General features: G+C 72.4%; 28 protein-coding genes. 15 read left to right on the forward strand and 13 right to left on the reverse strand.

Translation table 11 applies throughout. The features are described 5' to 3' along the window. Nucleotides 1–68: 68 nt before the first annotated feature. From AC3WLN_RS18560 to AC3WLN_RS18585, 6 genes are all read right to left on the reverse strand, one after another. Nucleotides 69–1,229 carry a M20 aminoacylase family protein gene (locus AC3WLN_RS18560; RefSeq protein WP_492483699.1) on the reverse strand — a complete coding sequence of 387 codons (1,161 nt, stop codon included), beginning with the start codon at nucleotides 1,227–1,229 and terminating at the stop codon, nucleotides 69–71. After that, entirely contained in the window at nucleotides 1,226–2,623 is a 1,398-nt protein-coding gene (locus AC3WLN_RS18565) for a GNAT family N-acetyltransferase (RefSeq protein WP_492483701.1), read from the reverse strand. The genes AC3WLN_RS18560 and AC3WLN_RS18565 overlap by 4 nt, the downstream gene beginning before the upstream one ends. Before the next feature lie 178 nt (nucleotides 2,624–2,801). Continuing rightward, nucleotides 2,802–3,110 carry a hypothetical protein gene (locus tag AC3WLN_RS18570; RefSeq protein ID WP_492483703.1) on the reverse strand — a complete coding sequence of 103 codons (309 nt, stop codon included), beginning with the start codon at nucleotides 3,108–3,110 and terminating at the stop codon, nucleotides 2,802–2,804. 85 nt (nucleotides 3,111–3,195) lie between these two features. After that, nucleotides 3,196–3,474 carry a hypothetical protein gene (locus AC3WLN_RS18575; protein ID WP_492483705.1) on the reverse strand — a complete coding sequence of 93 codons (279 nt, stop codon included), beginning with the start codon at nucleotides 3,472–3,474 and terminating at the stop codon, nucleotides 3,196–3,198. Nucleotides 3,475–3,506: 32 nt separating this feature from the next. Then, nucleotides 3,507–4,274 carry a glycerophosphodiester phosphodiesterase family protein gene (locus AC3WLN_RS18580; RefSeq protein WP_492483707.1) on the reverse strand — a complete coding sequence of 256 codons (768 nt, stop codon included), beginning with the start codon at nucleotides 4,272–4,274 and terminating at the stop codon, nucleotides 3,507–3,509. Then, entirely contained in the window at nucleotides 4,271–4,744 is a 474-nt protein-coding gene (locus AC3WLN_RS18585) for a RidA family protein (RefSeq protein ID WP_492483709.1), read from the reverse strand. The genes AC3WLN_RS18580 and AC3WLN_RS18585 overlap by 4 nt, the downstream gene beginning before the upstream one ends. A 274-nt stretch (nucleotides 4,745–5,018) precedes the next feature. On the opposite strand from AC3WLN_RS18585, the gene AC3WLN_RS18590 reads away from it, so the two are divergent. From AC3WLN_RS18590 to AC3WLN_RS18605, 4 genes are all read left to right on the forward strand, one after another. Then, nucleotides 5,019–6,212 (forward strand): aspartate aminotransferase family protein, encoded by a 1,194-nt coding sequence (locus AC3WLN_RS18590; RefSeq protein WP_492483711.1) that lies wholly within the window; start codon nucleotides 5,019–5,021, stop codon nucleotides 6,210–6,212. A 110-nt stretch (nucleotides 6,213–6,322) separates the two neighbouring features. Continuing rightward, a complete protein-coding gene (argF, locus tag AC3WLN_RS18595; protein ID WP_492483713.1) occupies nucleotides 6,323–7,276 on the forward strand; it encodes an ornithine carbamoyltransferase in 954 nt (317 codons plus the stop codon). A 277-nt stretch (nucleotides 7,277–7,553) separates the two neighbouring features. Then, nucleotides 7,554–8,573, forward strand: coding sequence for an Hsp33 family molecular chaperone (locus AC3WLN_RS18600; protein ID WP_492483714.1), 1,020 nt, complete (start codon nucleotides 7,554–7,556; stop codon nucleotides 8,571–8,573). Nucleotides 8,574–8,745: 172 nt separating this feature from the next. Beyond that, nucleotides 8,746–9,954 (forward strand): hypothetical protein, encoded by a 1,209-nt coding sequence (locus AC3WLN_RS18605; protein ID WP_492483715.1) that lies wholly within the window; start codon nucleotides 8,746–8,748, stop codon nucleotides 9,952–9,954. Between the two features lie 97 nt (nucleotides 9,955–10,051). Here AC3WLN_RS18605 and speG read toward each other — a convergent pair whose 3' ends face one another. From speG to apaG, 3 genes are read right to left on the reverse strand one after another with little or no spacing between them, the layout of a single operon-like run. After that, nucleotides 10,052–10,636 (reverse strand): spermidine N1-acetyltransferase, encoded by a 585-nt coding sequence (gene speG, locus AC3WLN_RS18610; RefSeq protein ID WP_492483741.1) that lies wholly within the window; start codon nucleotides 10,634–10,636, stop codon nucleotides 10,052–10,054. Next, nucleotides 10,633–11,805, reverse strand: coding sequence for an acetylornithine deacetylase (gene argE / locus AC3WLN_RS18615; protein WP_492483716.1), 1,173 nt, complete (start codon nucleotides 11,803–11,805; stop codon nucleotides 10,633–10,635). The genes speG and argE overlap by 4 nt, the downstream gene beginning before the upstream one ends. A gap of 4 nt (nucleotides 11,806–11,809) precedes the next feature. After that, nucleotides 11,810–12,202 carry a Co2+/Mg2+ efflux protein ApaG gene (apaG, locus tag AC3WLN_RS18620; RefSeq protein ID WP_055950877.1) on the reverse strand — a complete coding sequence of 131 codons (393 nt, stop codon included), beginning with the start codon at nucleotides 12,200–12,202 and terminating at the stop codon, nucleotides 11,810–11,812. A gap of 144 nt (nucleotides 12,203–12,346) precedes the next feature. On the opposite strand from apaG, the gene AC3WLN_RS18625 reads away from it, so the two are divergent. Together AC3WLN_RS18625 and AC3WLN_RS18630 are read left to right on the forward strand one after the other, a co-directional pair. Beyond that, complete coding sequence (locus AC3WLN_RS18625) at nucleotides 12,347–12,766, forward strand: hypothetical protein (protein WP_463777788.1); 420 nt, start codon at nucleotides 12,347–12,349, stop codon at nucleotides 12,764–12,766. A 101-nt stretch (nucleotides 12,767–12,867) separates the two neighbouring features. Next, nucleotides 12,868–13,986, forward strand: a complete 1,119-nt coding sequence (locus tag AC3WLN_RS18630) for a 2'-deoxycytidine 5'-triphosphate deaminase (RefSeq protein ID WP_492483717.1) — start codon at nucleotides 12,868–12,870, stop codon at nucleotides 13,984–13,986. A 72-nt stretch (nucleotides 13,987–14,058) separates the two neighbouring features. Here AC3WLN_RS18630 and AC3WLN_RS18635 read toward each other — a convergent pair whose 3' ends face one another. Further along, nucleotides 14,059–15,144 carry a YeiH family protein gene (locus AC3WLN_RS18635; RefSeq protein WP_492483719.1) on the reverse strand — a complete coding sequence of 362 codons (1,086 nt, stop codon included), beginning with the start codon at nucleotides 15,142–15,144 and terminating at the stop codon, nucleotides 14,059–14,061. Nucleotides 15,145–15,278: 134 nt separating this feature from the next. On the opposite strand from AC3WLN_RS18635, the gene AC3WLN_RS18640 reads away from it, so the two are divergent. Further along, nucleotides 15,279–15,521, forward strand: a complete 243-nt coding sequence (locus AC3WLN_RS18640; protein ID WP_492483721.1) for a hypothetical protein — start codon at nucleotides 15,279–15,281, stop codon at nucleotides 15,519–15,521. 150 nt (nucleotides 15,522–15,671) lie between these two features. On the opposite strand, the gene AC3WLN_RS18645 is transcribed toward AC3WLN_RS18640, so the two are convergent. Then, nucleotides 15,672–16,622, reverse strand: a complete 951-nt coding sequence (locus AC3WLN_RS18645; protein ID WP_492483743.1) for an NAD(P)-dependent oxidoreductase — start codon at nucleotides 16,620–16,622, stop codon at nucleotides 15,672–15,674. Between the two features lie 423 nt (nucleotides 16,623–17,045). Here AC3WLN_RS18645 and AC3WLN_RS18650 point away from each other — a divergent pair, with 423 nt between their 5' ends. The 8 genes from AC3WLN_RS18650 (at nucleotide 17,046) to AC3WLN_RS18685 (ending at nucleotide 24,219) form a co-directional block, all read left to right on the forward strand. After that, complete coding sequence (locus AC3WLN_RS18650; RefSeq protein ID WP_492483723.1) at nucleotides 17,046–18,062, forward strand: 2-keto-3-deoxygluconate permease; 1,017 nt, start codon at nucleotides 17,046–17,048, stop codon at nucleotides 18,060–18,062. A gap of 1 nt (nucleotide 18,063) precedes the next feature. Beyond that, complete coding sequence (locus AC3WLN_RS18655) at nucleotides 18,064–19,335, forward strand: four-carbon acid sugar kinase family protein (RefSeq protein ID WP_492483725.1); 1,272 nt, start codon at nucleotides 18,064–18,066, stop codon at nucleotides 19,333–19,335. Beyond that, nucleotides 19,332–20,333, forward strand: a complete 1,002-nt coding sequence (pdxA, locus tag AC3WLN_RS18660; RefSeq protein WP_492483727.1) for a 4-hydroxythreonine-4-phosphate dehydrogenase PdxA — start codon at nucleotides 19,332–19,334, stop codon at nucleotides 20,331–20,333. The genes AC3WLN_RS18655 and pdxA overlap by 4 nt, the downstream gene beginning before the upstream one ends. Nucleotides 20,334–20,441: 108 nt before the next feature. Further along, the gene (locus tag AC3WLN_RS18665; protein WP_492483729.1) at nucleotides 20,442–21,215 is read left to right on the forward strand and encodes a DeoR/GlpR family DNA-binding transcription regulator; all 774 of its coding nucleotides are present in this window, start codon (nucleotides 20,442–20,444) and stop codon (nucleotides 21,213–21,215) included. A gap of 89 nt (nucleotides 21,216–21,304) precedes the next feature. Further along, nucleotides 21,305–21,787, forward strand: a complete 483-nt coding sequence (locus tag AC3WLN_RS18670; RefSeq protein WP_492483731.1) for a hypothetical protein — start codon at nucleotides 21,305–21,307, stop codon at nucleotides 21,785–21,787. A 430-nt stretch (nucleotides 21,788–22,217) separates the two neighbouring features. After that, a complete protein-coding gene (gene oxlT / locus AC3WLN_RS18675) occupies nucleotides 22,218–23,516 on the forward strand; it encodes an oxalate/formate MFS antiporter (protein WP_492483733.1) in 1,299 nt (432 codons plus the stop codon). A gap of 169 nt (nucleotides 23,517–23,685) precedes the next feature. Next, nucleotides 23,686–23,883, forward strand: a complete 198-nt coding sequence (locus AC3WLN_RS18680) for a hypothetical protein (RefSeq protein ID WP_463777812.1) — start codon at nucleotides 23,686–23,688, stop codon at nucleotides 23,881–23,883. Between the two features lie 168 nt (nucleotides 23,884–24,051). Further along, a complete protein-coding gene (locus AC3WLN_RS18685; RefSeq protein ID WP_492483735.1) occupies nucleotides 24,052–24,219 on the forward strand; it encodes a hypothetical protein in 168 nt (55 codons plus the stop codon). Nucleotides 24,220–24,344: 125 nt separating this feature from the next. On the opposite strand, the gene AC3WLN_RS18690 is transcribed toward AC3WLN_RS18685, so the two are convergent. Further along, nucleotides 24,345–24,935: a hypothetical protein gene (locus tag AC3WLN_RS18690; RefSeq protein WP_492483737.1), complete on the reverse strand. Its 591-nt coding sequence runs from the start codon at nucleotides 24,933–24,935 to the stop codon at nucleotides 24,345–24,347. Between the two features lie 126 nt (nucleotides 24,936–25,061). Further along, nucleotides 25,062–25,790, reverse strand: coding sequence for a 6-phosphogluconolactonase (gene pgl, locus AC3WLN_RS18695; protein ID WP_492483739.1), 729 nt, complete (start codon nucleotides 25,788–25,790; stop codon nucleotides 25,062–25,064). Nucleotides 25,791–25,845: the final 55 nt, after the last annotated feature.

Consider the following 25,845-nt stretch of genomic DNA (forward strand, 5'->3'; position numbering starts at 1 on the left):
GGCAAGGGGGGACGAGGCGGCGGGGACCCGCGCCTCGTCCCCCCTTGCCCGCCCGGGTCCGCGCTGCGTCAGGCGGCGGTGCGCCGCTCCACGAGGCGGGCGAGGAAGGCCGAGCCGAGGGGAATGATGCTGTCGTCGAAGTCGAAGCTCGCATTGTGCAGGCCGGGGCCGGGGGTCGAGCCGATCCACGCATAGGCGCCGGGCACCCGCGCGACCATGTCGGCGAAATCCTCGCTGCCCATGCGCGGCTTCGACTGGTCGTCGACGCCCTCCGAACCGAACAGCTCGCGGGCGATGTCGGCGGCGGCCGCCGCGTGTTCCGGGCTGTTCATCAGCACCGAGAACACGTCGCGGATGTCGACGTCGATCGTCGCCCCGTAGGCGGTCGCGAGGCCCGCGGCGATCTCGCGGATGCGGGTGGTGACGAGGCTGCGCAGGTCCGCGTCGAAGGTCCGCACCGTGCCGGTGATGTGCGCGCCCTCCGGGATGACGTTGTAGGCCGCGCCCGCGTGGAACTGCGTCACGGAGAGGACCGCGCTCTTGAGCGGGTCGGCGTTGCGCGAGACGATCGACTGCAGCGCCTGGACCAGGGTGGCGCCGACCACGATGGGGTCGATGCCCTGCTGCGGCTGGGCCGCGTGGGCGCCGCGCCCGGTGATGCGGATGTCGAAGAAGTCCGCCGCCGCCATGGCCGGGCCGGGGCGCAGCTTGATCTTGCCGTGCGGGCCGTTGGGCTGGTTGTGGATCGCGTAGATCTCGTCGCAGGGGAATGTCTCGAACAGGCCGTCGGCGATCATCGCGCGGGCGCCGCCCTGGCCTTCTTCCGCCGGCTGGAACACGAACAGGGCGGTGCCGTCGAAGTCCCGGGTCTCGGCGAGGTAGCGCGCCGCACCCAGCAGCATCGTGGTGTGGCCGTCATGCCCGCAGGCGTGCATCTTGCCCGGCACCGTCGAGCGGTAGGGCAGGTTGGTCTCCTCCTCGATCGGCAGGGCGTCCATGTCGGCGCGCAGGCCGATGCGCCGGCCCGCGCCCGTGCGGCCTTCCAGCACGCCCACCACCCCGGTGCCGCCGATGCCGCGATGGACGGCGATGCCGTAGCGGGCCAGCTCCGCGGCGACGATGCCGGAGGTGCGCACCTCCTCGAAGCCGAGCTCGGGATGGGCGTGGAAATCCCGGCGGATCGCCACGAGGTCGTCGGCGAAGGTCTTGATGCGGTCGATGGGGCTCACGGATCGTCCTTGGGCTCTCGCGCCCCGCGCGGGGCGGTCTGCGCGTCGTCGGCGGGCGGTTTCGGATCGGAGGACGCGTCTGGATGGGACAACTCGGCCTCCGGCGCGGCCTCAGGCAAGTCGGATGCCGGCCGCTCCGAGGGTCCATCGGGTTCGGGCGAGGTTTCCCGCCGGAACGGCGTCAGCGTGTCGAGGACTTCGGCCGCCTCCAGCACGTGTTCGCGCTCGCGTCTCAAGTAATCGGCCACGGCGCGCCGCAGGGCCGGGTCAGCGATGTCGTGGGCCGAGTGCATGAGGACCGGGCGGTAGCCGCGGGCGAGCTTGTGTTCACCCTGCGCGCCCGCCTCGACGCGCTTCAGGCCGCGCGCGATGGCGAAGTCGATGGCCTGATAGTAGCAGACCTCGAAATGCAGGAACGGGTGGTCCTCGACGCAGCCCCAGTTGCGGCCGTAGAGGGCGACGTCCCCGATGAGGTTGATGGCGCCGGCGACGTAGCGGCCCTCGCGCCTGGCCATCACCAGCAGCACCCGCTCGGGCATGCGCTCGCCCAGGAGCCCGAAGAAGGCCCGGTTCAGGTAGGGCCGGCCCCACTTGCGCGCGCCGGTATCGGCGTAGAATTCGTAGAAGGCGTCCCAGTGGGCGGGGGTCAGGTCGGCGCCGGTGACATGCTCGATGGTGATGCCGGGCGCCAGGGCGTCGCGGCGCTCGCGCCGGATCGCCTTGCGCTTGCGGGAGGCCAGGGCCCCGAGGAAGTCCTCGAAGGTCCCGTACCCGGCATTGTCCCAGTGGAACTGCTGGTCGACGCGCTGGAGGAAGCCCAGCGCCCCGGCCTGGGCCCACTCGCGCTCCTGCATGAAGGTGACGTGGATCGAGGAGGCCTTGGTCTCGGCGCGCAGCGCCCGCAGGCCCGCGACGATGGCGGAGGCCGCCTCGTTCACGTCGCTGCCCGGCGCGATCAGGAAGCGCGGGCCGGTGACGGGGGTGAAGGGCACGCTGACCTGGAGCTTGGGGTAGTAGCTGCCGCCCGCCCGCTCGTAGGCGTCGGCCCAGCCGTGGTCGAAGACGTATTCGCCCTGGCTGTGGGACTTCAGGTAGCAGGGGGCCACGCCCACGAGGCGGCCCTCGCGCTCCACCGCCACGTGGAGGGGCAGCCAGCCGGTCTTGCGCGAGACGCAGCCCGAATCCTCCAGGGAGGACAGGAAGGCGTGCGAGGTGAAGGGGTTGTGGGTCTCGTCGCCCCCCGAGAGGGTCTCGGCCGAGGTGGCGCAGGCGTCCCACGCGTCCGCGGCGATCCCGGCGAGCCCCGGCACCGCGCGCACCTGCAGGTCCGTCACGGACTCGGCCGAAGCGCCGGATTCGTCGCCGGGCCGATGTGTCTCGCCGGGGTTCGTCATCGCCGGGCAATCTAGTCCCCGGGACCCGGCGGGCCAAGGGCGGCGCGGCGCCCCGCGCCGTCGCAGGGGGCTACCGGCGCTGCTGGTCGAACATCATCAGCGCCAGGACGTCTCGCAATTCGGCCGGGCCGGCGCTCGCGAGCATCCGCATCCCAAACGCCGCAAGGCCGCACGCGCGCTACGCATCCGCATCGCTCATCGCCGCCTGGGGATCGTAGTCGGCTTGATGGCGCGCCTCCTGCAACGCGACGAAGGCCGTCGCAAGATAGCGAATCGGGATGCTCACCGACGTCCGCTTCAGCTTCTCGCGGTATCCCGTGCGCAGGTTCGGCTTGTCGAGTTCCTCGCAAACCTGCTTCATCCGGCTATGGGTGAAGGCGCGGTACAGGAGCGCGTAATGGGCCGCGTTCCGGTGACCGGCCCCGACGAACTCGTCGGCGGCTCGCTGAAGCAGGGCGTGGAACAGGGCGTAATAGGCGGTCGACACTGACCGACGGCGTCGAGCCGAGCAGGAGCCTACAGGTCCCGCAAGATCGCGCGCGACGTCGAGAAGCTCGGACGGATCGAGCACCCTACGGACCGCCCCATTCGTCCGGCGTCACGAGACGGATGTAGGGATAGGACTCGTCCCCGCTCGCAATGAGCCCGTCGCGCACCTTGTGGGCGATATCCAGGATCAATTCCGGCTCCTGGGCCTGGCCCGCCTCAGAGAGGAAGGACAGGTAGTAGGCGGGCTCGTCCGTCGAATCGACCGCGACCCGGACCCTGATGGCCCGCAGCTTCGGACCGGCCACGGATTGCGCCGCCGAAAGCCCGATCTGTTCGATGCGTTCGAGGGGAAGCTGTGCCATGGGCGGAAGTGTCATCCAGATGCCATCGGTGGTCAAACGTCGCCCCCACAGGGGCGGAACCCCTCGAACACCATCTGGTCGGCATGGATCCCGGCGTGGCGGCGCTGCTCCGGGCTTCGCACGGTCCAGGTCATCACGGGGCGTCGTCCGAGGAGCCGGCACAGGAGCGTGGGTGCGCAGGGCAGGTCGTCCACCCGCCAGGAGAGGAAGTCCGGCCGGGTCTCGTCGAAGTGCAGCAGGTCGGAGAGGGAGCGCCGCAGGCTGGGGGCCAGCGTCGCGTAGGCCGGGTCGTCCTGGCGCGTCTCGGCAACGATGCCGCGCGGGAGCCCGGGCGCCAGCCTCCGCAGCGCGGCGACGACGTGCGGGTCGAAGGACTTGAGGGCCAAAGGGCCGTCATAGGCGGCCGCGAGGGCGGCCACGCGCTCGGCGAGCCGCAGGTCGCCGGTGTAGCGCGACTTCACCTCGATCACGAGGGGCGTGCGTCCCCCGATCCGGGCGAGGAAGTCCGGCAGGGTCGGGATGCGCTCGGCGCTCCCCGCGACCGCCAGCGCCGCGAGGGCGGCGGCCGGACGCGCGCCGACCGCCTCCGCGTCCGTGGTCAGGCGGCCCAGGGTCTCGTCGTGGAACACCATCGCCTCGCCGTCGGCGCTGAGCTGCACGTCGCACTCGATGGCATAGCCGCCGGCCATCGCCGCCTCGGCCGCCGCCAGGGTGTTCTCGGGCCGGCCGGCCGCCCGGTCGTGCAGGCCGCGATGGGCGATGGGCCGGGCGGTCAGCCAGTCGGGGGCGTTCGGGGTCATTTGACCTCGAACATGGCCTCGACCTCGACGGCCGCGTCGAGGGGCAGTTCGGCGACGCCGACGGTGGAGCGGGCGTGGCGGCCGCGGTCGCCGAGGACCTCCACCATCAGGTCGGATGCGCCGTTCATGATGCCGGCCAGCCCCGCGAAGGTCGGGACCGCGTTGATGAAGCCGCCGAGGCGGATGCACTGCACGACCCCGCGCTCGAGGTCGCCCACCGCCGCCTGCACCTGGGCCAGCACGTTGAGGGCGCAGAGCCGGGCGGCGGCGATGCCGTCCTCGGCCGAGACCTCGGCCCCGAGCTTGCCCTTGTGCGCGTCGGCGATTCGGCCGTCGGCGCCGAAGCAGATCTGCCCGGAGACCACCACGAGGTTGCCGCTGCGCACGAAGGGCACGTAGTTCGCGACCGGGGCCGCGGCCTTGGGCAGGGTCAGTCCGAGGGCCTCCAGGCGTTCCGTGACGGTGCTCATGCTGTGTGGTGTCCTCTGCTGGGCGGCCTCGGGTCGTCCGGCCGGCGTGACGCGGCTCTGAGCACTTCCGCGACGACGGCGCAAGGCAGACCGCGCATCGCGCGCGCAACAGCCTAATTGGCAGGCATGTCAGGGATGTGAACCCGGTCTGTCGTTGACAGAATTGGGCTTTTCTCTAGTAATCGCGCGCGTGCCGCCCCGTCCGAGGCGGCACTTTCATTTGGTGCGGTCGCGTCTCTCGCGTGCCCGCGAGACATGACGGGAAGACGGGATCGTGACATCCGCCCTTCTGCCGACCTATGCCCGGGCCCCGATCGCCTTCGAGCGCGGGGAGGGCGCATGGCTCGAGGCGCGCGGCGGCGAGCGATACCTCGACTTCGGCGCCGGCATCGCGGTGAACGCGCTGGGCCATGCCCATCCGCACCTCGTCCAGGCCCTGACCGCGCAGGCGCAGAAGCTCTGGCACACCTCGAACCTGTTCGAGATCCCCGAGGGCGAGCGGCTGGGCCGGCGCCTCGTGGACGCGACCTTCGCGGACGTGGCCTTCTTCGCGAATTCCGGTGCGGAGGCCAACGAGGCCGCCATCAAGATGGCGCGCAAGTACCACGCCGCCGACGGCCATCCCGAGCGCTTCCGGATCATCACCGTCGAGGGCGCCTTCCACGGCCGGACCCTGGCTACCATCGCGGCCGGCGGCCAGCAGAAGTACATCGAGGGCTTCGGCCCGAAGGTCGACGGCTTCGACCAGGTGCCCTTCGGCGACCACGAGGCCCTGCGCGCCGCCATCGGCCCGGAGACGGCCGCGATCCTGATCGAACCGATCCAGGGGGAGGGCGGCGTGCGCCCGGTGCCGCCGCAATGCCTGCGCGGCCTGCGCGAGCTCTGCGACGCACACGGCATCCTGCTGATCATGGACGAGGTCCAGACCGGGGTCGGCCGCACGGGCAAGCTGTTCGCGCACGAGTGGTCGGGGGCGGCCCCCGACATCATGAGCGCGGCCAAGGGCATCGGCGGCGGCTTCCCCCTGGGCGTCTGCCTCGCCACGGCGGAGGCCGCGCGCGGCATGACCGCGGGCAGCCACGGCACCACCTTCGGCGGCAATCCGCTGGCCATGGCGGTGGGCAACGCCGTCCTCGACGTGATCCTGGCCGAGGGCTTCCTCGACCATGTCCAGCGCATGGGCATCATCCTGAAGCAGCGCCTCGCCGCCCTGCAGGACCGGCACCCGACCGTCATCGCCGACATCCGCGGCGAGGGCCTGATGCTCGGCCTCAAGCTCCACGTGCTCAACACCGAGTTCGCCGCCGCCGCCCGCGACGCCCACCTGCTGGTGATCCCGGCGGGCGACAACGTGGTGCGCCTGCTGCCGCCGCTGATCATCACGGAGGCCGACGTGGCGGAGGCGGTCACCCGCCTCGACACGGCGTCCGGCCGGCTCGGGACGCGCCTGCGCGGCGCCGCCGAGTAGCCCGACGCGTCACCGGCCGGGCGGCCGCACGAACCCGGCCGCGGCGCCGGACCCATCGAAGCCCGACCGGATCTGCCGAAACCGGGACCACGCACACGAAGAACGGACCGATGACCACGACACTGAACGGGACCGGACACGGAACCCGCCACTTCCTCGACCTCAAGGATTTCTCGTCCGAGCAGCTGCGCACGGTGCTGGACGCCGCCGCCCGCATCAAGGCGCGCCGCCGCAAGGGCGAGCTGGCCGAGGACCGGCCCCTCATCGGCAAGACCCTGGCGATGGTGTTCGACCGGCCCTCGACCCGCACCCGCGTGTCGTTCGACGTCGGCATGCGCGAACTCGGCGGCGAGACCCTGATGCTGACCGGCAGCGAGATGCAGCTCGGCCGGGGCGAGACCGTGGGCGACACCGCCCGGGTGCTGTCGCGCTACGTTGACGCGATCATGATCCGCATCCTCGACCACGGGCTGATGCTGGAGCTCGCCGAGTACGCCAGCGTGCCGGTGATCAATGCCCTGACCAAGGTCTCGCACCCCTGCCAGATCATGGCCGACCTCCTGACCTTCGAGGAGCATCGCGGGCCGATCAAGGGCCGCACCGTGGCCTGGTCGGGGGACGCCAACAACGTGCTCGCCTCCTGGGTGCACGCCGCCGCGCGCTTCGACTTCACCCTCAACATCGCGGCACCGCCGGAGCTGTCGACGCCCCAGCCGCTCCTCGACTGGGCGAAGGCGCAGGGCGCCGCCGTCAACGTCACCACCGACGCCTACGCGGCGGTGGACGGGGCGGACGCGGTGGTCACCGATTGCTGGGTCTCCATGGGCGACGAGGACGACCAGCACCGCCACAACATCCTGGCGCCCTACCGGGTCGATGCCAAGCTGATGGCGGCGGCGGCCAAGGACGCGATCTTCATGCATTGCCTGCCGGCCCATCGCGGCGAGGAGGTCACCGCCGAGGTGATCGACGGGCCGCAATCGGTGATCTTCGACGAGGCCGAGAACCGCCTGCACGCCCAGAAGGGCATCCTGGCCTGGTGCCTGCACGCCCACGGGCTCTGAGGGCCGCGCCCGGCCCGCTGCACGCGCCCCGCCGGGCCTGCTTGCGCGCCAGGCGGCCCCGCCCCGTCGCGCCGCCGCGTCCGGAGGCCTATATAGGCGTCATCCTTCACGAGGGCCGGGTGCGGCCGCGCGACGAGCGCGGCCGTTCCGACCGGTGCGCCGCCGATTCCGCTCGGCGATCCCATGACCCGACCCTGACCCCGTCCCAGGGGTCACGCGGTCCGTGGCCCGGCCCTCGCGTTCGTCGAGCCCGATCGGAGCTGCCATGACTTCTGGAATGCCTGCTGGAACCACCGCCGGACACGGAGCCCCGCTCCTGATCGAGGGCGAGGACGACGTCGTGCTGCCCTTCGCCGTCGAGGCCCTCGACGTGCGCGGCCGGGTGGTCCGCCTCGGCCCGTCCGTCGACACCATCCTGCGCCGCCACGGCTATCCGGACGCGGTGGCGCGCCTCCTCGGGGAGGCAGCGGCCCTCACCGTCCTTCTCGGCTCGTCCCTGAAGTTCGAGGGCCGCTTCCAGCTCCAGACCAAGACCGACGGCCCGGTCGCGATGATCGTGGTCGATTTCGAGGCGCCCGACCGGCTGCGCGCCACCGCGCGCTTCGACACGGCGCGGGTGGAGGCCCTCGGCGCCGGGCCGCTGCAGGACCGGGACCTGATCGGGCAGGGTCATCTGGCCATGACCATCGACCAGGGACCGACCAGCAGCCGCTACCAGGGTGTCGTCGCCCTGGAGGGCCAGAGCCTGGAGGAGGCGGCGCACCAGTATTTCCGCCAGTCCGAGCAGATCCCGACCCAGGTCCGCCTCGCGGTGGCCGAGCAATATGCCGGCGGCGGCCGGACCTACCGGGCCGGCGGACTCCTGGTGCAGTTCCTGCCGCAATCCATCGACCGGGCTCGCCTCGCCGACCTGCCCCCGGGCGACATCCCCGAGGGTCACGTGCACCTCGACGCGAACGGGGTGCCGGAGGACGATGCCTGGGTCGAGGCGCGCAGCCTCGTCTCGACCATCGAGGACCACGAGCTCGTCGACCCGGAGGTCTCGGCCGAGCGCCTGCTCTACCGCCTGTTCCACGAGCGCGGCGTGCGGGTGTTCGAGGCGCAAGGGGTGCGCGAGCAGTGCCGCTGCTCGCCCGAGCGGGTGATGGGCATGATCACCTCGTTCTCGCCCCAGGAACGCCGGGACATGATCGCCGATGACGGCCGCATCGGCATCACCTGCGAGTTCTGCTCGCGGCGCTACGACCTCGACCCGGCGGCGGTGGAGGCCGAAGTCGCGGCCCAGTCGGGCACCTGATGCGGGCTGCCGCGGCACAGGTCGCGGCAGCAACGCCAAGCTTGACCATAATGCAGAACAAGACGCTGCAAATGCTCGTCCCTGCAGCCGAGGTTTGTATTTGAACCGTTTCTAAGGTTTCGACGTTTGGGGTTTCTCAAGAGTGCTCAACAAGAGCTCAGGAGGAACGTCGATGAAGAAATTTACGGTCGGCAAGAATCTGGTCAGCAAGAATCTCGTCGTTGGTCTGACGGCACTGCTGATGACGACCTCGGCCTACGCCCAGGGCGCGGGCCAGGCCGGCGCTGCCGGCGGCGGCGAGGCCGGGGGCCGCGGTGGGGCCGCCGCACGCAGCCAGGGCGGCGCCGAGGGCGCTTCGGGCGGTGCCCGCAGCGAGATGGGCGGCCGGGCCGAGGCCGGCGGACGCCGCGAGGGCGGCCGCATGGAGAGCGGCGGCCGCGGCGACACGGCGGCCCGGGACTCCCAGAACCGGGATTCGCAGGCCCGTGATGCGCAGAACAAGGATTCGCAGTCCCGCAGCGCGGACCGGGGCGACGGCGCGCGCGGCGACCGGGCGACCCGGACCTCGTCCCGCCAGGATTCCGCGTCCCGAGAGGACCGGGTCGGCGGCCGCGAGCAGCGCGACCGCGTCTCGGTCAACGCCCGCAGCGAGTCGCGCAGCGAGCGCTTCGAGGGCGGACGGCGCTCGGGCCGCTTCGTCTTCATCGGCGGCCAGCGCGTGGTCTACGGCTCGCCGGAATATCGCCGCCTCGTCACCGTCGAGCATCGCGGCGGCGACCGCGTGATGGAGCGCTCGCGCCGGCGCTACGTCACCATTCGGGGCCAGCGAGTCCTCTACGGCTCGCCCCAGTACCGTCGCCTCGTCCGGATCGAGGAGACGACCACCCGCCGTCCCGGCACCCGCTACGTCGTGGTGCGCGGCCAGCGCGTGGTCTACGGCTCGCCGGACTATCGCCGCCTGACCGTGACCGAGCGCCGGGGCGGCACCGTCGGCGCCCGCTTCGAGGAGCGCAGCTTCCGCGGCAAGGCCGTCTCGTCCCGCACCGACGAGGGGCGCGACACGCGAAGCGTCCGCTCGACCCAGAGCGAGTCGCGGGACGGCATCCGCAACGCCGATAGCCGTCAGCAGGGGGGCCGCAACGGCGCCTCGGCCGAGCGCGACACGAACCGCGAGCGCGGGACCGAGGGCCCGGGCGTCCGCAACGCAGCCGACCGCTCGGGCGGCGCCGAGCGCGGCACCATGAACACCAGCAACCGGACCGGCGGCGGCGAGCGCGGCATGAATGCCGGCGCGCAGGGCGGCAAGTCCGGCAGCATGGGCGGTGGCAACATGGGCGGTGGCGAGCGCACCGGCGGGCAGGGCGGCGCGGGCCGCAACTGATCGCCGGCGGATCGGCAATCCGATCGCCTGATGGCCGATCGCCTGATGGGAAACGGCGCCGGGCCTCTTCGCGGAGGTCCGGCGCCGCGCGTCGCGCTCAGGCCTTCAGGACCGGGTCGGCGATGTCGCCGCCGCCCCGACGGGCGAGGTAGGCCGGCTGGAACAGGCACATCCGCACCGCGTCGCGGTACTTGCCGTTGACGAAGAACTCGTCCTTCAGGATGCCCTCGGGCTCGAAGCCGCAGCGCTCGTAGATCCGCACCGCGCGGGCATTGTCCTTGTCCACGTGCAGGTAGAGCTTGTGGATGTTCAGGACGCTGAAGGCGTAGTCCATGGCGATGCGCGTGGCCCGCGGGGCGTAGCCCTGGCCCTGGAAGGCCGGGTGGATCGCGATCTGGAATTCGCAGCGCCGGTGCAGGTGGTTGATCTCCACGAGCTCCACGAGCCCGGCGGGCGCGCCCTCCGAATTGGCGATGATGAAGCGCCGCTCGGTCTGGTTGTGGATGTTGCGCTCGTAGAGCTGCGCCAGTTCGGCGAAGGACTCGTAGGCCTCCTCGAACCAGTAGCGCATGATGCTGTCGTTGTTGTTGAGCTGATGCACGAACATCAGGTCCTCGCGCTCCAGCGGGCGCAGCTTCACCGGCCCGTCCGCCGCGATGGTGCGGGACACGAAGGCGGTCATGGCGTCACGCACGCCGCCGCGAGGCGGTCCATGAAGGCCTCCCCGGCCGCGAGCGCCGCGAGGGTGATGTACTCGTCCGGCTGGTGCGCCTGGTCGATGGAGCCCGGGCCGCAGACCACGGTGGGGATGCCGGCGACCTGGAAGCGCCCGGCCTCGGTGGCGTAGGGCACCGAGATCGTGTGGTTGCGCTCCGCCACCCGCAGCGCCAGCCGCTCGGCCGCCGAGCCGGGCTCGGGGGCGAGGCCCGGCACCGAGACCTCCTCCAGCGTCTCGATGCGCCCGTAATCGCCGTAGCGGTTGAGCCGGTCGCGCAGCACGCTGCGCACCTTGGCCTCGAACAGGGCCGGGATCTCGCCCATGTCGAGGTCGGGCAGGCCGCGGAACTCCCAGTGGAAGGTGCAGACCTTGGGCAGGATGTTGCGAGCCGTGCCGCCCGCGATGGTGCCCACATGCACGGTGGTGGCGGGCGGGTCGAAGCGCCCCGAGGCGTCGCCGCGCGCGATCATGGCGTCGGCGATCCGGTTCAGCTCGGAGACGAGGTCGGCCGCCGCCATCACGGCGTTGGCGCCCAGCATCGGCTTGGCCGAATGCGCCTCGTGCCCGTGCACGGTGGTGAGGTAGGTGACGATGCTCTTGTGCGCGTCGGCCACTTCGAGGTCGGTGGGCTCGCCGACGATCACCGCGCCCGGGCGCGGCAGGTCGGCGCCGAAGCGCGCGATGGTGTCGGCGACGCCGAGGCAGGTGGTCTCCTCGTCGTAGGACAGGAGGATGTGGATCGGGCGCTCGAGGCCGGCGGCCTGGAAGCGCGGGATCGCCGCCAGGGCCAGGGCGCAGAAGCCCTTCATGTCGACGGCGCCGCGGCCGTAGGCGCGCCCGTCCGCCACCCGCAGGGTGAAGGGGTCGGCGCTCCAGGCCTGGCCCGTCACCGGCACCACGTCGGTATGGCCCGAGAGCACGACGCCGCCGTCGACCATCGGCCCGATGGTGGCGAACAGGGCCGCCTTGTCGCCGGTCGCGTTGGGCACGCGGACGAAGGGCACGCCGAGCGCGTCGAGGGAGGCCGCCACGCTGTCGATGAGCGCGAGGTTCGACTTCGTGCTCTCGGTGTCGAAGGCCACGAGCCGCGCCAGCCAGTCGAGGGTCTCCGGGCGCGGGCCTTCGGCCGACATGACCTTAATGCACGCTGCGGCGGACGTGGGGCGAATCGAGCGAGAAGGCCGGGATCTCCGCCTCGAAGCTCTCGCCGCCATGGGTCGCCATGGTGTAGCTGCCGGCCATCAGGCCGTCCGGTGTGGTGAGCGGGCAGCCGCTGGTGTAGCTGAACGACTCGCCCGGCTCGAGCACCGGCTGCTTGCCGACCACCCCGGCACCGCGGACCTCCTGGGTCTCGCCGCGCCCGTCGACGATGCGCCAGTGGCGCGAGCGCAGCTGCACCTGCTCGGGGCCGTTGTTCACGATCTCGACCGTGTAGGCGAAGAAGTAGCGGCTCTCGGCCGGCGACGATTCTTCCTCGACGAAGCGTGGCATCACGGTCACGCTGATCCCGCGCGTCTGAGCCTTGTACATCCCCGTCATGCCTCCCTGGCCGGACCTGAACTCCGAGCGCGCTGCGTTCGCGACAAGCACAGGGCGTCGTGGTACGGCCCTCGCAAAACCGCGTCAATCGTGGCGAATGCGGGGGTGCCCGCGCAAGATCGAGGTCCGTGTCCCGTGGTCGAGGAGACCGTTTCGCGCCCGCGCCTTCCGTCCGCCGGCCGAGCGCTCCTCGCCGGCCTCGCCCTCGCGGGCCTGACCGGCGCCTTCGCCTGGACCGCGCCGGAGCGCAACGGCTGGGCCGCCCTGGCGCTCGCCGTGGCGCTGGGCCTCGACGGGCTGGCGCAGGCGGCGGGGGCCTGGCTCGCCCGCCGCGGGGGCGGGCCGCCCCGGATCGCGGGCCTGCCCTCCCTGGTGCTGGCCTTCGGGCCGGCCGCCGGCCTCGGCGCGGTGCTGTTCGCCGTCGCCCTGGCCGCCTGGCCCGCCGGATTCCCGATCCTGGCCAGCGCGCTCGCGGGTCTGATCGCCATGGGTGCCATCGCGCGCCTCGTCCTCGCTTGGATCGTCCTGCGGATCGAGCGGGAGCCGGAGGCTTAACCGGACCTTAGGCGATCCGGCCGCATGCGTGCAGGATGCGGCGGTCCCGCCCCGGCCGCGTCCGGGGTGGTGCCCGATGGACCAGCGGGTGGTGCGAGCGGATGCAAGACGGGATTCTGGCCGCGATGCAGGACGGGGGGCCAAGCCGCCCACACGGGATTCTGGCCGCGGGCGGGATCGAGGCGCTGACGCGCGCGGGCGCGATCCGGCCCGACACGCCCTACGCCCCCGACCAGATCCAGCCCGCGAGCCTCGACCTGCGCCTCGGCGCCCGGGTGTTCCGCGTGCGCACCAGCTTCCTGCCCGGCGCCCGCACGGTCTCGGCCTGTATCGAGGCCTTCGCACTACACGAGATGGACCTGCGGAACGGGGCCGTGCTGGAAACGGGCTGCGTCTACATCGCCGAGTTGCAGGAGCACCTCGCCCTGCCGGGCGACCTCGCCGCCAGCGCCAACCCGAAGAGCTCCACCGGCCGCATCGACGTCTTCACCCGGGTCATCACCGACCGGGGCGCCGCCTTCGACCAGGTCGAGGCCGGCTATCACGGGCCGCTCTATGCCGAGATCTCGCCCCGCACCTTCCCGGTGAAGGTCCGCACCGGCTCGCGCCTGTCGCAGATCCGCTTCCGGCGCGGCGAGCCCCGCCTCACCGATGCCGCGCTCGCCGCCCTGCACGCGGCCTCGCCCCTGGTCGACGCCCCGAGCCCGACCTTCCAGGGCGGCATCGGCGTCTCCATCGATCTCTCGGGCTTCTCCGGCCTCATCGGCTACCGCGCCCGGCGCCATACCGGCCTCGTCGACGTCGACGCGCCCGGAGCCCACCGGGCGGCGGATTTCTGGGAGCCCCTGCAGGCCGACCCGTCCCGGGCCCTGATCCTCGATCCGGGCCAGTTCTACATCCTGGCCTCCAAGGAGGCGGTGCAGGTGCCGCCCGACTTCGCCGCCGAGATGGTGCCGTTCGACCCCCTGGTGGGGGAGTTCCGGGTCCATTACGCCGGCTTCTTCGATCCGGGCTTCGGCTTCGCCGCCGCCGGAGGTGCCGGCGCCCGCGCGGTCCTCGAGGTGCGCTCGCGCGACGTGCCGTTCCTGCTGGAGGACGGCCAGATCGTCGGCCGCCTCGTCTACGAGCGCATGGTGGAGCGCCCCGCCACCCTCTACGGCACGGGCGCCGGCTCGAATTACCAGGCCCAGGGGCTGAAGCTCTCCAAACACTTCGCCTGAAGCACAAGCCCCTCGCCGGAGACAGGCCCTCCGCCCAAGCGGGCGGCGGCGGGAGCCGGCCCGGGCGAGCGCTCAGGCGATCCCGAGGGCCCAGATCAGGGACAGGCTGACGGCGAGGAGGACGACGAGGGAGCCCGTCACCGCCAGGGTGACCCGGCCGCCGACCCGCGCCAGCACCCGCACGTCGACGCCGAGGCCCAGCGCCGCCATCGACACCACGGTGAGGAGGCCCGCGAGACGCGTCACCGGCTGGGAGGCGGCGTCCGGGACGAGCCCGGCCGAGCGCAGGGTCGCCAGCACCAGGAAGCCGAGGATGAACCAGGGCACGATCTTGAAGAAGCCGAGGCGGCCGGGCCGCCCTCCGGCCGAGGCGCCCTCCGGGGGCAGGTGCGGGGCGATGAAGGAGAAGGCCACCACCACGGGCCCGAGCATCAGCACGCGCACGAGCTTGACCAGGGTGCCGACCTGGGTCGCCAGGATGCCCACCGGCACCGTGGCGGCGAGCACCTGCGGCACCGCGTAGACGGTGAGCCCCGCCAGCGTGCCGTACTGGTGCGCGGACAGGCCGACGAGGGGAATGAAGAGCGGCAGGCCCAGCACCATCAGCACGCCGAGCACCGCCGTGAAGGCGATGGCGGCGACCACGTCCTTGCTGTCGGCCCCGATCACCGGCGCCACCGCGGCGATGGCGGAGTTGCCGCAGATGGCGTTGCCGCAGGCCACCAGGATCGCCATGCGGGGCGGCAGGCCGAGCACCCGGCAGATGCCGTAGCTGGCCACGATCGCCAGCACCACCGTGGCGACGATGCCGACGAGGAGGCTCGTGCCGGAGGCGACGATGGCCCCGAGGCTGATCGAGGCCCCGAGCAGGGTGACGGCGAGTTCGAGCACCTGCTTGGCCGAGAACGCGATGCCGGCCCGGAAGCGGGCGCCCGGGCTCCACAGGGTGCGCAGCGCGATCCCGAGCAGGATCGCGATGACGAGCGCCTCGACGTAGGGATGGCCGGTGGCGTGCTCCTCCAGGGCCTGCACGGCCAGGGCCGCCGCCGTGACGGCGAGGCAGACGAGGATGCCGGGCACGAGCGAGGCGATCCGCCCGCCCGCGGCCCCCGGCCTGTCCGCCCCGGCCGGAACGGTGGTGATGCTCTCGGCGCTCATGCTGCCTTTCCACGCGGCATTCGGAAGGAAATTCTGCCCCAGTCCGGGCCGCGAGAACAATGCTCTCCCGTGGCGCGAATCTTCGCAAAACCCGTCCATTGATCGGGCAGGGGCGAAGGCCGACATTCACACGGATGAGTACCCCCTCCGACAACCGGGCGATGGCCTACGATCCCTTCGGCGAGCCCGTCGAGATCGCTTGCCAGGGCGCCGCCACCGCGGGCGACCGCCGGGCGCGCAACGTCGCCGTGATCGGGTTCTGGCTGGTCGCCGCGGCCCTGATGGCGGGCCGTATCTACCTGTCCGACGAGCCGGTGGCCCAGATGGTCGCGAACGCTCATGCGCAGGTTGCCGCCTTCATCACCGCCATCCTCTAGGACGCGCCCGTCCGCGGGCTTCCGGCGCGAAATCCCGCCGCGCACATCCCGCCCCGGCGCCTGATACGCCGACGCGCGGGAATCCGCGATGGGCCGGTCCTGCGTCCCGCCACGCTGCGGGATCGCCGACGGCGTCGAGGCCCGTGGTGGTCATGGCGCCCGGACCCCGGACAGGTGACGGCGCACGGCCTGGGCCGTCACGCGGGATACGCGCCCGTTCGATTCCCGGGTCACCCCGGCGATGTGCGGCGTCAGGATGAGGTTGGGCACGTCGCGGAAGGATGCGCCCGCGGCGGCATCCAGGGGTTCCTGCGGGAAGACGTCGAGGGCGGCCCCGCCGAGATGCCCCGCGCGCAGGGCCGCCGCCACGGCTGCGCCGTCGACCACCTCGCCCCGCGCCGCATTGATCAGCACCGCCCCGGCCGGCATCCGGGCGACGGCGTCCGCGCCGATCATCCCCCGGGTCTCGGGCGTCAGCGGCACGTGCAGGGACAGGACGTCGCTGCCGGCGATGAGCCCGTCGAGATCGGCTGGCACGACCGGGCCGCCATCCGCCCGCCAGGCCGGGTCGTCGGCCGGCAGGAAGGGGTCGTGGGCCGAGACCCGCATCCCGAGGGCGAGGGCGCGCCGGGCGGTCTCGCGGGCGATGGCGCCGAAGCCGACGAGGCCCAGGCGCTTGCCGGAGATCTCCCGGCCCATCAGGGCGTTGCGCGGCCAGGTCCCGGCCGCCACCGCGGCGCTGGCCCCGTAGGCGCCGCGCAGGAGCAGCATCGCCGTGCCGATCACGTATTCCGCCACCGCGACGTCGTTGGCGCCGGTGGCGGGATAGACGGCGACGCCGCGGTCCCGGCAGGCGGCGAGATCGATGTTGTCGAGGCCCACGCCCAGGCGCCCCACCGCCGTCAGCCCGGGGGCGGCGGCCAGGAGCGCCGCGGTCACCTGGGTGCGGTTACGGACCACGAGGGCGTCGGCATCGGCCAGGGCCGCCCGCAGGTCCTCCGGACGGTCGACCAGGGCCGGGTCGTAGAGCGTCGCGAACCCGCCGAGTTCGGCCGCGATGGCGGCCTCGTCCATGAACTCGGCGATCACGACCTTCGGCACGCGGCCGGTCCCGGCGGGAGAACCCGGGGCCTGGGATGTCGTCATGGCTGGCGATGCCTCGTCTGATGGGGTCACGGCGGGGACCTTCGGTTTTCTCGGGAACGCGGCCCGTCCGGGGCGGGGCGGGGAGGCCGATCCCAGGACCGGGCCGATTCTGGGACGCGGTCGATCCTGGGACCGAACCGATCTTGCCCTCCCGGCGGACGATCACCAAGGCGGACGCCCGGAATCCGGCAGCCCGGGCGATGGAGCGCCCGCCTCGGGGAGGATCGGCTCAGGGTTGCGCGTATCACGCAATTTTATTGACCTCATGCGCAATATGCGCAGAATGACGCGGGTCGCTCCACCGAATATTCACTCGGCATCGGCGCGAGATCACAAAAACTCAAAAAATTGCGCAAAATGCGCACGGAGGAGACGCGCATGCAGATTCCGATCAAGCGGGCCATCGAGGCGGTGCCCGGCGGCATGATGGTGGTGCCGCTCCTGGCCGGCGCCCTGATCGCCACGTTCTTCCCCGGCACCCCGAAGCTGTTCGGCTCGTTCACGGGCGCGCTCTTCTCCGGCGCCCTGACGATCCTGGCCGTCTTCTACGTCTGCATGGGCGCCAGCATCGATTTCCGCGCCACGCCCTACATCATGAAGAAGGGCGGCACCCTGCTGATCGTGAAGGTCGGCATCGCCATCCTCCTCGGGCTGGTCTTCGGGCAGGTCCTCGGCGAGGCGCCTGTCGCGGCCGGCATGTTCGCGGGCCTCTCCACCCTGGCGGTGGTCGCCGCGATGAACGACACCAACGGGGGCCTCTACATGGCGCTGATGGGCCAGTACGGCCGCCCGCGCGACGTCGGGGCCTACACCGTGATGTCCCTGGAGAGCGGCCCCTTCCTCACCATGGTGACCCTCGGGGTCGCCGGACTCTCGGCCTTTCCTTGGCAGACCCTGGTCGGCGCCATCCTGCCGCTCCTCGTCGGCATGATCATCGGCAATCTCGACCGGGAGATGCGCGCCTTCCTCGGCCGGGCGATTCCCGTGATGATCCCGTTCTTCGCCTTCGCCCTCGGGGCCGGCCTCGACCTGACCAAGGTCTGGCAGGCGGGCCTCCTCGGCCTCGCCATGGGCGTCGCCGTGGTGGTGGTCACCGGCATCCCGCTGTTCTTCGCCGACCGGCTCACGGGCGGGACCGGGGTCGCCGGGATCGCCGCGGCCTCGACGGCGGGCAACGCCGCCGCCGTGCCGGCGATCGTCGCCTCCGCCAACCCGGCCTATGCCGAGGCCGCCGGGCCGGCCACGATCCTGGTGGCGGCCTGCGTCGTGGTCACGGCAATCCTCGTGCCGATCGCCACGGCCTGGGCCTCCCGGCGCTTCGGCGGCGGCGAGGTCGTGGCCGAGACCGAGGTCCCGGAGGGCGTCGCGCCCGCGCAGCCCGTCGCCGGGCGCTGACATGGCCTCCGCCGATCCGGCCCGCCGCTGGCTCATCCTCGCCGACGACCTGACGGGGGCGGCCGACTGCGCCATCGCCTTCGGGCGGCGGGGCCTCGACGCGGCGGTGACCTGGGGTGCCGCCGCGGGCGTCGCCGACCGGGACCTCGCGGTGCTGGCCTACGACGCCGACAGCCGCGGCCTGTCCGGGGAGGCCGCGGCGGCGCGGCACGCCAACCTGCTGGAACGCTGGCTCGAACCGGACCGCCTCCTGTTCAAGAAGATCGACTCGACGCTCCGGGGCCAGCCCGCCGCCGAGACCGCCGCCGCCATGGCGGTCCTGGCGGCCCGGAACGGGTCCGCCTTCGGCATCTGCGCCCCGGCCTTCCCGGCCACCGGCCGGACCACCCGGGGGGGCCGGGTCCGGGTCGACGGCCGCCCGCTGGAGGAGGCGGAGGTCTGGCGGCGCGACCACACCTACGCCAGCGCCGACCTCGGCGCCGTCCTCGCCTCCGCGGGAATCCGCAGCGCGACGGTGCCGCTCGCGGCCGTGCGCGGGCCCGACCTCGCCGGCGCCCTCGCCCGGATCGCTACAACGGGGCCGGCCGTCGCGGTCTGCGACGCCGAGACCGACGCGGATCTCGCCCGGATCGCGGCGGCGGGCCTGGGCATCGCGCCGGCCCCGTTCTTCGTCGGCAGCGCGGGCCTCGCGCACGCGCTCGCCGCCGGCCCGACGACACCGGCGAGCCGGCCCGTCGTCACGTCCCTCGCGCCGAGCCGGTTCGGCAGCCTGATCGTGGTCGGGTCCCTGGCGGCCACGAGCCGGGCGGCCGCCCGCCGGCTCGCCGGGCGGGAGGGCGTCACCCACCTGCCCGTCAGCCCCGAGACGCTGCTCGGCGGCGGCGCGGACCGGGCGGCCTTCGCCGGGCGGGTCGCCGCCATCCTCGAGACCGGCGGCGACGCCCTGGTGGAGATCGCCATGGCGGACGAACCCGACATGACCCTCGGCCCGCGCCTGGCGCGGAGCCTCGCCGAGGCCCTCGACCCGGCGGTGGGTCGGATCGGCGCCGTGGCGGCCACCGGCGGCGAGACCGCCGCCGCGCTGCTGGCGCGATTCGGCGTCGACGGCATCCGCCTCGTCGACGAGATCGAGCCCGGCGTCTCCCTGGGCCTGACCCTGGGGCGTCTCGCCGTGCCGGTCGCCACCAAGGCCGGCGCCTTCGGCGACGCCGACTCCCTCATCCGCATTTGCGAGCGCCTGCGCGCCGCCAGAACCGAAGGACCCGCTTCATGACCCGTCCCACCCTCGCGATCACCATGGGCGATCCCGCCGGCATCGGACCGGAGATCATCATGAAGGCCCTGGGGCATGCCGAGGTCCAGGCCGCGTGCCGGCCCCTGGTCATCGGCGATGCCGGGCGCCTGCGGCAGGCCGGCCGGATCGTCGGCTCCGGCCTCGCGGTCGATTCTCTGTCCGCGGCCGCGGCGGCGGATTTCGACGGCGGGGCGGTGCAGTGCCTCGACCTCAAGGTGGTGCCCGCCGACCTGCCGTTCGGGCAGGTCTCGCCGGCGGCCGGTGAGGCGGCCTACCGCTACATCGCGAAGGCGGTGGAGGTCGTGCAGGCCGGGCAGGCCCAGGGCATCTGCACGGCGCCCCTGTCCAAGGAGGCGCTCCACGCCGCCGGCCACCGGTTTCCGGGCCATACCGAGCTCCTGGCCCATCTCACGGGCACGCCGGAGGTCTCGATGATGCTGGTCTCGCCCAAGCTGCGGGTGATCCACGTCACCACCCATATCGGCCTCATCGACGCCATCGCGAAGATCGAGCCCGGCCTCGTCGAGCGCGTCATCGCCCGCGGCCACGCCGTCCTGGTGAAGGCGGGCATCGAGAATCCGAAGATCGGCGTCTGCGCGATCAATCCCCATGCGGGCGAGAACGGCCTGTTCGGGCGCGGCGAGGAGGCGGAGAAGATCGCCCCGGCCATCGCGGCCTGCCAGGCCAGGGGCTGGGACGTACGCGGGCCGCTGCCCGCCGACACGCTGTTCTTCCTCGCCGGGCGGGGCGACTACGACATGGTGGTGGCGATGTACCACGATCAGGGCCACGGCCCGATCAAGGTCCTGGGGCTCGAGGCGGGGGTCAACATCACCGTGGGCCTGCCGGTGATCCGCACCTCCGTCGACCACGGCACCGCCTTCGACATCGCCGGCACGGGCATCGCGGACGAGCGCAGCCTGATCGAGGCCCTGCGCCAGGCCGTCGACCTCGCCCCGAAATCGACCGCCGCCTGAGGCTGGGGCCGTCCCGCGGCGCGTGGCTGGCCCGGGCGAAACGCCCTGGCCAGGGGCCGCGGCCTCGGCCATGACGAGGGACCGGATCCGGGAGAGCCAGAGGACCCCATGTCGATGCGCAGCCAGGAGCGTCGGGCGTTGCTGCTGGAGGCGCTGAGCGTCGGCGAGATCGACGTCGACGACGTCGCAGCCCGCCTGAAGGTCTCCGCCTCCACGGTCCGCCGCGACCTGCAGCACCTCTCGGCCACCCGGGCCGTGCGCCGGACCTATGGCGGGGCGATCCTGACGCGCCACCCGCCCGAGACCACCCTCACCGAGCGGCTCGCCGTGAACGGCGCCGAGAAGCGGGCGATCGCCCGCGCCGCCCTCGATCTCGTGGCGGACGGCGACACGCTGATCCTCGATGCCGGCTCGACCGTGGCGGCCTTCGGCCAGCTCCTGGCCAAGCGGCGCCTGCGCATCATCACCAACAACCTCGCGCTGCTGCCCTTCCTGGCCGAGGCCCCGGACCTCGACCTCGTCGTCCTCGGGGGCGCCCTGCGGGCCACCAGCATGAGCACCGTCGGGCCCCTGGCCATCGAGGCCCTGCGCCTGATGACGGCGGACCGCGCCATCCTCAGTGCCGACGGCGTCGTGGCCGGGCGCGGCCTGTGCGAGGCGAGCCTCGACCAGGTCGCCCTCAAGTCCCTGATGATGCGTCAGGCGCGCGAGGTGATCGTGCTGGCCAATGCCGGCAAGCTCGGCCGCGCCGAGCAGACCGCCTGGGCGCCGCTGCCGCGCGACTGGACCCTGGTGACGGATTCGTCCGAGCCGCGCGAGCAGCTGCGGCGCCTGGCCGAGGCCGGCGCCCGCATCCACGTGGCGCCCGACCGGGAGGGCTGAGAGCCGGGATCGCGGCGCCTGTCCGACCCGCCTACCGCGACCCCGCCTGTCCGGCTTAGGATCGGCCGGTCCCGACGGGAGCCGGACGCATGACGCGACGCCTGATGAAATTCCTCCACACCATGGGGGCGACCGGCCTCATGGGCGCGATGGCGGCCCTCGTGGTCATGCTCGGCGTGGCGCCGTCGCCGAGCGCCCTGGACGGCTACGCCGCGGCGCGGGCCGCCATGGGGGCGGTCGCCACCTGGATCGTCCTGCCGAGCCTCGCGCTGACCCTGGTCTCCGGCCTGCTGGCCATGACACTGAACCGCGGCTTCCTCAACGCGGGCTGGGCCTGGCTCAAGCTCGCCACCGGCGTGCTGATGTTCGAGGGCGTGCTCGTCTACGTGCAGGGCCCGATGCGCCAGGAGGCGGAGCAGAGCGCCCTCGCCCTGGCCGGCCGGGTCGATCCCGCCACGCTCGCCGCGACCCTCGGGCCGGAGCGCAACACCCTCTGGGTGCTGCTGGCGGTGGCGACGGCCAATGTCGTGCTCGGCATCTGGCGGCCGCGGCTCCTGCGCCTGCCCCGGTAGGAAACCGGGTCGCCCGGAGCGGGACGCCGTCGATCCCACTCTCCGACAAGATCCCGCGCTCCCGACACAGTCCTGCCATCTCCCAAGTCCCGCCAAGGAACGGCGCGCCCGGGGACAGGCACAGCACAGCAAGTCAAGACGCCGCCGGAGATCATCCGGCGATCGGCCGGGCCCTGATCAGGAACGACTCGGGCCAGGACTGGGCCCGAGGCGATAAACGCGCCCGGCACCCGGTTTAATCCCGAAAAATCGCGGTTCAGTGTAGAATTATTCTGCTTGCACCGATCCGTGGCATACCAAATAATGCAGGTGCGCTGCCCGGCAAGTGAACCGCAGGATTCGCCTCAGGCGTGCGGGCCGCAATCGAGCATCTCAATCGGGATCTTCAGCAAAACGCATCCCGTCTCAAGCAGAACGAGGAAACGAGCTCATGGCGATGACTGCTGCCGCGCCCCCTACGACGAAGCCATCCGTCAATCGATGGTTGCAATTGATCTTCGGCGTGGCCTGCATGGTCGCGGCGGCCAATATACAATATGCCTGGACGCTCTTCGTTCCCGAGATCCAGAAGACCTTCGGCTGGGATCGCGCGGCGATCCAGGTCGCCTTCACCATCTTCGTCGTGGTCCAGACCTGGCTGACGCCGATCGAGGGCTACTTCATCGACAAGTACGGCCCGAGCCGCGTGGTGCTGTTCGGCGGCCTGATGACCGGCCTCGCCTGGGTCATCAACTCCTACGCCACCTCGCTCACCGGCTTCTATGCCGGCTCGGTGGCGGGCGGCATCGGCGTCGGCTGCGTCTACGCCACCTGCATCAACAACGCCCTGAAGTGGTTCCCGGACAAGCGCGGCCTCGCGGTCGGCCTGACGGCGGGCGGCTACGGCGCGGGCTCGGCGCTGACGATCATCCCGATCGCCAACATGATCGCGCAGGGCAGCTACGCCCAGGCCTTCTTCACCTTCGGGCTGATCCAGGGCGGCATCATCATGCTGGCGGCCCTCGGCCTGCGCGCGCCCGCCAAGGGCGAGGTCACCTTCTCCACCAAGGTGCTGCAGACCCGGCGCGACTACACCCTGCGCGAGGCCCTGCGCACGCCCGTCTTCTGGGTAATGCTGCTGATGTTCACCTGCACGGTGACGGGCGGCCTGATGGCGGTGGCCCAGCTCGGCGTCATCGCGCAGGATCTCGGCGTGAAGGAGTTCCAGGTCAACCTGTACTTCTTCGCCATGGCCGCACTGCCCTTCGCGCTGATGCTCGACCGGATCATGAACGGCATCTCGCGCCCGCTCTTCGGCTACGTCTCCGACCGCATCGGCCGTGAGAAGACGATGTTCATCGCCTTCACCATGGAGGGCCTCGGCATCGTGGCACTGGGCTATTTCGGCACCAACCCGTGGGCCTTCGTCATCCTCTCGGGCATCGTGTTCCTGGCCTGGGGCGAGGTCTACTCCCTGTTCAGCGCCACCGCCGCCGACACCTTCGGCTCCAAGCACATCGGCAAGATCTACGGCGTGCTCTACTGCGCCAAGGGCTTCGCCGCGCTGTTCGTGCCGGTGGGCAACCTGCTGATGCAGGCCACCGGCACCTGGGCGACGGTGCTCTACACCGTGGCGGTGATGGACCTCGTGGCGGCCTTCCTCGCCATCGCCGTGCTGCGGCCGATGTTGAAGCGCCACCACGCCGCGCAGGGCGTGGTGCAGCCGGCCGGCGTGCTGGCCCACGCCTGATCCCGGTCGCGCTCCGGCCCGCGGGCCGGGGCGCCGCCCGGCCTCCCGCCGGGAGCGGCCGGTGCGATATCCTCCGCTCGAGCCGGGCCCCGAGCCCGGCTCGATGCCGTCCGCGTCCCGGGCGATTCCGAGCCGGCTCGGTCCGCCTTCCTCCGCCAAAGGTTCCGAGATGGCCCTCTCCGTTCTCCTCGCACTGGTGAGCATTCCCTTCGCGATCGTCGTGCTGCAGACGGCCGACTTGAACCGCGACGTCTTCACCGTGCTGTACGTCTCGTCCCTCGGCCTCGTCCTCTCGGCCATCCTGCTGGTCGGCGGATATTACCTGCTGCCGCTGCCGCCGATCGTCGGCGAGCCGGTGCACCGGTAGGCCCGCGCCGACCCGCCCGGCAGGGCCCGCGCCGATCGGCCCGGCAGGGCCCGGATGGTCCGTTCTTCAGCCCGGCTCCGGCCGCAGGACCGCAGTGCGGTATAAGGCATACCAAACTCCGTTGTGCAGTGCGATAAGGAGAATTCGCACCGTCACGGGGGTTCCAGGATGCTGTCTCTGTTCGTTCTCGGCCTGGCCGCCGTCGCCATCGGCCCGATGCTGGCCCTGCTGATCGACGACGAGGCCGCGCCGCCGGTCGCCGCCGATACGGGCTCCGCCGGCATGTTCGTCGCCCTCAACGACAACACCCGCGATCCGGTCCGGCGCGCCGCCTGACCCTACCCGGGACGTCCGACGACCTCGACCCGCCCGACCTGCGTCGCGGCGGGGTCTTCATGCGTGGGCCTCGGCCCGACCGGTTCGGGATGGCGGCCTTCGGCCTGGCCGGAGGGGAGGCCGTTTCAGGGGGTCCTGGGCGGCTTGGCCGCCGCGGCGCGGGCCGGCCGGGCCGGCCTGACCACCGGGGCCGCGGGCGCCACCGGCCCTTCGATGGTGAGATCGCCGCTCTCGTCGTCGAGCACCGGAATCAGGTCGAGGCTGAGGGCCGGACGCTCCGCGCGGGCGCCGCCGGACGCGGGGGCGGTGGGGATCGCCGCCGGCTCGGCCACGGCCGTGACGATCGGGGCCGGCCTGGCGTTCGCCGCAGGTGCCGCAGTCGCCAAGGGGGTGGGCGAGGATGCCGGCGACGGTGCGGGCAGGGCCTCGGCGGATGCCCGGGCGACCGGCTCGGCGGCCCAGACCCGGGCCGGGCCGGGCGCCTCGTCCGCGACCGGGTAGGGCGTCTTCACGGTGAGGATCAGCAGGACCGGCAGGCCGAGCACGGCCACGAGGGCGAGGCCCGCGAGGGCACCGGCGCGCATGCCGCGCAGGATCGGATGGGGCGCGGCCTCGGAGACCGAGCGCAGCGGCCCGATCCGGTGATGGGACGCGCGGCGCGGCCGCCGGGCAGGGGCGGGGCGGCGGGACAGGCCGTCGGAAGACTCCACGCCCATGGCACAGCGTTGCGAAACCGGGAGATTCCGGCAATCGGCAAGTGTTCGCTCACCGATACCGACAAATCAATCCCTTTTGTCAGTGAAGCGGCGACTCGGGACGGCGAAGCTCTGCTTTCGCGCAGATCAGGCCCCGGCCGCCTCCCGGTCCACCAGCCAGACGAGGCGGCCAACACTGCGCAGGTGCCGGGCGGGCAGGTCCTCGCCGCGCGCGAGCCGGCGCAGGGGCTCCTGCTTCCCGGCCCCCGTGACGAGGACCAGGGTCTCGCGGGCCGAGGCGAGGGCCGGGAAGGTGAGGGTGATGCGCGGCACGAAGGGGGCGAGCCCCGCCTCCGGCACCGGCGCCGTCCAGGCGTGGCGCTCCGCCAGCGCCGGCTTGGCCGGAAAGAGCGAGGCGGTGTGCCCGTCCTCGCCGAGGCCGAGGAGGACGAGGTCGAACAGGGGCCGGGCCGGGTCGAGGACGGCCGCGCCGTAGAACGCCCGCAGGGTCTCCGCATAGGCGCGCGCCCCCGCCTCCGGCGTGCCGCCCGTCTCCATCCCGTGCAGGTGGCCCTCGGGGATGGGCGCGTCGCCGAAGGCCTCGCGCGCCATGCGGACGTTGCTCGCCGGGTCGGTCCACGGCACCATCCGGTCGTCGCCGAAGAACCAGTGCAGGCGCTCCCAGGGCAGCCGTGCCCGGTACGCCGGCTGGCTGAGCCGGGCATAGAGGCGCTTCGGGGTCGAGCCCCCGGAGAGGCAGACCGCGATCTCGCGGCGCGGCGCCGAGGCGCACAGGGCGACGAGGCGTTCGGCGGCGGCCTCCGCCACCGCGGCGGCATCGGGCAGGATCTCGGCGGCCTCGGGCAGGGGGATCATGGGCGCGCGACCTCGATGCGGACGGGACGTCGGGGCAGGGGGCACAGGAGCAGGG

It is taken from the genome of Methylobacterium sp. FW306-05-D (genome assembly GCF_058782155.1).